Source organism: Vibrio sp. Vb2131 (assembly GCF_033338535.1).
Taxonomy (GTDB): domain Bacteria; phylum Pseudomonadota; class Gammaproteobacteria; order Enterobacterales; family Vibrionaceae; genus Vibrio; species Vibrio alginolyticus.
On the sequence record NZ_JAWOSW010000040.1, the window covers coordinates 1 to 6399 of the forward strand.

Sequence of the window (6399 nt, forward strand, 5' to 3'; positions counted from 1 at the left end):
AGTTGGTTAGAATACCGGCCTGTCACGCCGGGGGTCGCGGGTTCGAGTCCCGTCCACTCCGCCACTTATATTAAGCCTCAGTCGAAAGACTGAGGCTTTTTTCGTTTCTACTGCGGCGTTTCCCTGAAGTGTGTTTACACCTAACTAGACTACTCCCCATAATCCCTACTAAGCGAACTCTGCGTGATTACACACTAGGCTTTAATTAATATAGGCCGTTGATGCTGTGGAAAGACAATATGACCTACAAACAAACCTAAGTAATCTATGGTATTCAAAGGCGTTCAACGGCTTGAATCTTGATGAGAAAGAAAAAACGAACTGTGCGCATAATCCAGAAAAGCGTCATATATACCCCCAATCTCTCCTGGCTCAAAAATCAAACGACTTGAAAAGAATTGGAAGGTGAAAGATTGAAGGAGCTCTTCATTAGCGAGGTGATGATTTTCGACGCTGAACATTTGATGAGTCTCAGAAAAAATATATCGCCAAGGGGTAAGAAGCGCCAGAACAGAGAGGGGGAGCTTAGCTCGAGGCTGTAAGCTATGCGGAATAACTCACAAACGTCAAAGCTCAAACCCATTAAGAGAGTCGCTCTAGATCTAAGTGGTTATGTGCTCACTAGCGGTACTAGAAAATAGTTAAGTATCCCAAATGGATTATATGAAAAAGCCAACTGCTAAAGCGGTTGGCTTAGTATAAAAATCTCGACGTACTTTAGAGCGAGAAATGATGTCTAAAGAATACGCTTTAAAACACCATCTGCCTTTAGGCGGGTAATTTTTCTGACCAGTCGCTGTACCCCTATAGGATAGTCTTCTACTTTCTCTAATTGCTTATAAGTACAGATAAGGTGAGTATGCTCAAGAATACGCGAAACTTCGTCTTCAAACTTCTCAGTGAGCTTCGCATAATTGTCTTGTATGAGTAGTCCATTTTCTAGGTCGAGTGACCAAGCACGTGGATTTAAGTTATTCCCAGTAAGTAGCATATAGCGTTTATCAACCCAAATACCCTTAAGGTGGAAGCTGTTATTGTCATGCTTCCATAGGTGAATTGACAATTTACGTGCGGCGATATTCGCTTCATTGGTTTTCGCAAAGCGACGTAAATTCACTTCGTAAAGATATGGAAGTCCGCCAATGGTTTTAAAGTCTTCCTCAGGTGCAATGTAAAAGTCGTTGGCGGTTTTATCACCCACAACAATAGTTACTTTCACACCACGCTTCATGGCTCGTTTCACTTCACGATGAAGTGCTTTAGGGAAGTTAAAGTAAGGCGTACAAATGAAAATTTCGTCTTGGGCTGCTGCCAATAACTTTACAATCTGTTGATTGAGTAGATTACGGCGTTTGCCTAGCCCAACTAACGGAGTGACTTTTACGCTTTCTTCTGTTGCAGCTTGGTCTTCAAACTTATAATTGGCTTGAGCAAGAGAAGCCCTCAGTTGGCGAATCGCCGACTTAATTTCTTTGGTTTCTGGCTTATCTTTTCCTGCAAGATCATTAACGGCAGGGTGAGCAATCATTTCTTCCTGAATGAATTGCACCATTGAATTCGCTAAAGATTCATGTCGAATCACATGGTAACGATCAAATCGATAACGTTCATGATAATGGAGATAAACGTTATTTAAGCTCGCCCCACTGTAGATAACAGTATCATCGACAATGAAGCCTTTTAAATGCAGTACCCCAAAAACTTCTCTGCCACGCACTGGTATGCCATAGACAGGGATTGGGTGTTGGTATTTGCTGGCATATGCTTTGTAAAGCGCTGAATTACCCTCAGATGTCTCCGCACCAATCAGGCCACGCTGCGCTCGATGCCAGTCGACACAGATATTGATGTCCAACCCAGGATTGCGCTGTTTCGCTTCATAAAGCGCAGTGAGAATTTCACGTCCAGCTTCATCATCTTCCAGATATAGAGCGACTAGGTAAATTCGCGACGTTGCTTTGCTGATAGCATCTAAAAGACGGGTTCTGAATGATTCTGCTGAATACAGAACATCAAAGTCTTCCGGATTGACAGCGAGACTTGGCAACTGTTCGAATGGATTCCTACTTACTATCATATCGGTATGAGTACCTTAGTTTAGTGCAATATTGCGAACCTGCCATTTTATCAAAGATATGATTTACCTGGCTACAAAAGCACGCGTTTTGATGTCGTTGAAGAGATGAATTGCATTGGAATGAGATCTTTACCGCTATCTACATAACGTTGAAATGCCATTTTTAGCGGGTGTGGTAGCTCAGAGCAATCAATTGTTGTGAATCCATGCTTGGAATAATAGGATTCGAGATGTGTAAACGCGAAGCAATAATCGCCATCAGTGAAAACATTGTTTTTACAATGAGTTAGTAGTTCTTTTCCAATCCCTGTTCCCCTAACTTTCGGAATGACCAACATTCCTGTCAATAGACGAACTTTATCTACACTTTTTAAACGTAGTAACGCAATGATTTCACCTTTATGGCTTGCTGTAATGATCAATTCATCTTTTTTGGCTCGACCCGCAGGGTAATACGCTTTGTATAGTTTCTTAATGAGGGGGAGCTTGATGGGATTTAACACTTCTATGATTAATGAGTCTGGTATTGTCACTGCGGTTAAAAGATAACTAATGTAGAATGTCGACAGTTTAAGAGAATCTTATCTGGTGTTGCAAACCTACTATGCAAATTAAAACAAATGCGAGCCTAAAGGCTTACCATACTTTTGGAATTGAACAATCGTGTTCCTATTTAGCTATCGTTGAGTCGCTTGAAGATGTTATTGAGCTATTTCAAAACCCAAGATTCACCCATTTACCGAAACTTTTTTTAGGTAAAGGAAGTAATGTTCTTTTTACAGAACATTTTGAGGGATTAGTGATTGTTAATCGAATCATGGGTAAAGAAGTCACGGAAACGGATGAGCACTACCTATTACATATTGCCGGTGGTGAAGATTGGCCTGAATTGGTTTCCTGGTGTGTGAATCAGGGGATCGGTGGGATCGAGAACTTAGCTTTGATTCCAGGTTGTGCTGGCTCGGCTCCTATTCAGAACATTGGTGCGTATGGCCTAGAGCTAAAAGACATCTGTGATTATGTAGATGTTCTTGATCTAACTACGTTTGAAAACAAAAGAATGCACGCCCAAGACTGTGAGTTTGCCTATAGGGATTCCATATTTAAACATGCGTTGCACGGAAAGTGCTTTATCACCGCATTAGGGCTTAAGTTGGCGAAGCAATGGCAGCCGATTAACCAGTACGGACCTTTACAAAGTATCCCAGAAGAACAACTCAGCCCTGCTTCTATCTTCGAACGAGTATGCCAAGTGCGAAAGGCAAAACTGCCAGATCCAACCAAGATAGGTAACGCAGGTAGTTTCTTTAAAAACCCAGTGATCACGCAAGATCACTATGATCGACTCACAAAAAAATACCCTAACGTAGTGGCCTACCCAGCTTCTGGAGGAATGAAAATTGCTGCTGGTTGGCTTATCGATCAGTGTGGATTAAAAGGGAAGTCTGTACACGGTGCGCAGGTCAACCCTATGCAAGCTTTGGTTTTGACCAACATGGATAATTGTAGTGCTGATGACATTGTCGCGCTTGCTTCTTTAGTGAAGCAGACGGTATGGGATAAATACCAAATCATACTTGAGCATGAAGTACGCTTTCTCAATCGTACCGGGGAGACGAATTTGACTCAGATCGAGGCATCTAGATGAGAAAAGATCACTCTACGAAACTTCATATTTTAAGGTTATTAAGTGATGGAGAGTTTCATTCAGGAGAAGCGTTGGGCGACGATCTTAATGTTTCCAGAGCGGCAATCGCTAAGCACATTAAAGGTCTTAGTGAATGGGGTATTGATATTTATCGAGTGCAAGGGCGTGGTTACCAATTAGCTTCACCATTGCAGTTGTTAGACGAGACACTCCTGACCACTAGCTCGGAGTCACTTGTTGAACTTGTCCCTGTGATTGACTCAACGAACCAGTATTTGCTCGACAGAGTCGTGGATTCGGAAAAGGGCCGTGTTTGTATTGCTGAATATCAAGCACAAGGGCGTGGTCGCCGCGGTAGACAATGGGTCTCACCGTTTGGCTCTAACTTATATCTCTCTATGTATTGGCGACTGGATGCGGGAATGGCTGCGGCAATGGGCTTGAGCTTGGTGATTGGGATTGCCGCAGTGGAAGCTCTGGAAGAAGTAGGCATGCAAGGTGTTAAACTCAAGTGGCCGAATGACTTGTATTATCAAGATAAAAAACTGGCCGGAATCTTGGTTGAAATGTCGGGTCAGGCCGGTGGGGCTGCTCATCTAGTGATTGGGATGGGCCTGAATATTGGAATGCCTGACGACCAGCCTGAGATTGACCAGCCATGGACCACGTTGAACCAAGTAAATCAGAGTCTCAAGATCGATAGAAATGTTCTAGCAATGACACTTATCAAGCATTGGAATTCCGCACTTGTCGAATATGAAATGAAAGGACTTACTGGCTTTATCGAACGTTGGAATCGGTTAGACAATTTCCTTAATCGTCAGGTCAAACTGCTTATTGGTCCTAGAGAGGTATATGGCGTCGTTCGAGGCATCGATCATCAAGGTGGAATATTAATTGAAACCTCCCAAGGACTAGAGACTTATATTGGTGGTGAAATCTCGTTGCGTAAAAGTGACTAATCTTCGATTACTTTCGCAACGAGACTTTATCAACCAAGTGGTTAACGCCTTTGTGTAGAATCAAGTGGGCTCTCTCACGAGTTGGAAGAATATTCAATTCTAAATTGAGCCCATTAATATCATGCCAAATTTGCTTCGCTTTTTTCTTTGCGTCATCGACAGAGAGTTGTGTGTAGTGGCTAAAATAAGAGCCAGGTTTCGTAAAGGCCCCTTGGCGAAACTTTAAAAAGCGTTCTACATACCAATGTTCAATGGTCTCTGTTTCTGCGTCGACATAAATTGAAAAATCTAAAAAGTCAGAGACGAAGACACGATGCGGGTCATGTGGATAGTCCATTCCACTTTGCAGAACGTTTAAACCTTCAATAATAAGAACATCCGGTCTATCCACTTTTCTTAGTTCATCAGTAATGTCATACGTGATGTGAGAGTAGATGGGTACTTCAAGATCGGGCTTTCCTGCCTTTACGTCAGACATGAACTCGACTAAACGCTTGATATCATAGGATTCAGGGAAGCCTTTACGATGCATGATACCGCGTTCTTCTAGTACTTTTTTCGGATATAGGAAGCCATCTGTTGTAACCAAGGAGACTTTGGGATGATTCTCCCAACGAGAAAGCAATGCCGTTAGAATACGAGCAGTCGTACTTTTGCCTACAGCAACACTGCCAGCGATACCAATTACGAAAGGGGGAGCATGTTCCTCTGTATTTAAGAATTGTTGTAATACGGAATTGCGGCTTTGACGAGCTTGGACATACAGATTCAAAAGACGAGACAAAGGAAGGTAGATCTCTACCGCTTCCTCCATGGTTAGGTTTTCATTAATGCCCTGAAGCGCAGTCAAGTCGTCTTCAGAAAGTGTCATCGGTACAGAGTTTCTTAACTCGGCCCAATTTGCACGGTCAAATGACAAAAATGGACTCATGGGTCTCTTTTATCCTTGGTTTAATAGAAGCAAGAACATACATCAAGCGAACTTCAAAGCAAACGACAAAGGTCGAAGTTTGCTTTAAAAAAGCTAAGTTTGTACGAATTTGCAGCAAACGAATCTAAAAAATCGAAATTTATGATTTTTTTTCAAATTACTATTGCAACCTAGAAAATCATTCAATAGAATGCGCACCACTTATGCCGACTTAGCTCAGTAGGTAGAGCAACTGACTTGTAATCAGTAGGTCACCAGTTCGATTCCGGTAGTCGGCACCATTCTTTCCTTTAGTAGTCTGAATGGCTTGAAAATTTGGAGGGGTTCCCGAGTGGCCAAAGGGAGCAGACTGTAAATCTGCCGGCACTGCCTTCGATGGTTCGAATCCGTCCCCCTCCACCATATTCTTTAGGAAATAGCTCTCAGAGTTACGTGTTGCGGGCATCGTATAATGGCTATTACCTCAGCCTTCCAAGCTGATGATGCGGGTTCGATTCCCGCTGCCCGCTCCACTCTAATTTGAGTGCTGATATAGCTCAGGTGGTAGAGCGCATCCTTGGTAAGGATGAGGTCGGCAGTTCGAGTCTGCCTATCAGCACCAGCTCTCAAGTTTATTTCCTTTTGATATTAGATTTACCAATTATCTTTTTTTGGTTGCGTGGTCAATTTGGGCCACCTAAATCCGTACCTAGAGGGACCACTCATGTCTAAAGAAAAATTTGAACGTACGAAACCGCACGTTAACGTTGGTACTATCGGCCACGTTGACCACGGTAAAACA

General features: G+C 42.8%; 5 protein-coding genes and 4 tRNA genes. 6 read left to right on the plus strand and 3 right to left on the minus strand.

The features are described from left to right. Positions 1–736: 736 nt before the first annotated feature. Together pssA and R7E38_RS22695 are read right to left on the minus strand one after the other, a co-directional pair. The gene (gene pssA / locus R7E38_RS22690; protein WP_033907507.1) at positions 737–2077 is read right to left on the minus strand and encodes a CDP-diacylglycerol--serine O-phosphatidyltransferase; all 1341 of its coding nucleotides are present in this window, start codon (positions 2075–2077) and stop codon (positions 737–739) included. 71 nt (positions 2078–2148) lie between these two features. Further along, a complete protein-coding gene (locus R7E38_RS22695; RefSeq protein ID WP_031781233.1) occupies positions 2149–2580 on the minus strand; it encodes a GNAT family N-acetyltransferase in 432 nt (143 codons plus the stop codon). A gap of 101 nt (positions 2581–2681) precedes the next feature. Here R7E38_RS22695 and murB point away from each other — a divergent pair, with 101 nt between their 5' ends. Together murB and birA are read left to right on the plus strand one after the other, a co-directional pair. After that, positions 2682–3725: a UDP-N-acetylmuramate dehydrogenase gene (murB, locus tag R7E38_RS22700; RefSeq protein ID WP_033907506.1), complete on the plus strand. Its 1044-nt coding sequence runs from the start codon at positions 2682–2684 to the stop codon at positions 3723–3725. Next, a complete protein-coding gene (birA, locus tag R7E38_RS22705; RefSeq protein ID WP_033907505.1) occupies positions 3722–4687 on the plus strand; it encodes a bifunctional biotin--[acetyl-CoA-carboxylase] ligase/biotin operon repressor BirA in 966 nt (321 codons plus the stop codon). Before murB ends, birA begins: the two co-directional genes overlap by 4 nt. Before the next feature lie 7 nt (positions 4688–4694). Here the strand turns inward: birA and coaA are convergent, their stop codons facing one another. Continuing rightward, positions 4695–5618, minus strand: coding sequence for a type I pantothenate kinase (gene coaA, locus R7E38_RS22710; protein ID WP_005388683.1), 924 nt, complete (start codon positions 5616–5618; stop codon positions 4695–4697). A gap of 205 nt (positions 5619–5823) precedes the next feature. On the opposite strand from coaA, the gene R7E38_RS22715 reads away from it, so the two are divergent. The 4 genes from R7E38_RS22715 to R7E38_RS22730 all read left to right on the plus strand — a co-directional run bounded on the left by R7E38_RS22715 (position 5824) and on the right by R7E38_RS22730 (position 6219). Further along, a tRNA-Thr gene (locus R7E38_RS22715) sits at positions 5824–5899 on the plus strand. A gap of 36 nt (positions 5900–5935) precedes the next feature. Beyond that, a tRNA-Tyr gene (locus tag R7E38_RS22720) sits at positions 5936–6020 on the plus strand. A gap of 35 nt (positions 6021–6055) precedes the next feature. Further along, positions 6056–6130, plus strand: a tRNA-Gly gene (locus R7E38_RS22725). A 13-nt stretch (positions 6131–6143) separates the two neighbouring features. Then, positions 6144–6219, plus strand: a tRNA-Thr gene (locus tag R7E38_RS22730). Positions 6220–6399: the final 180 nt, after the last annotated feature.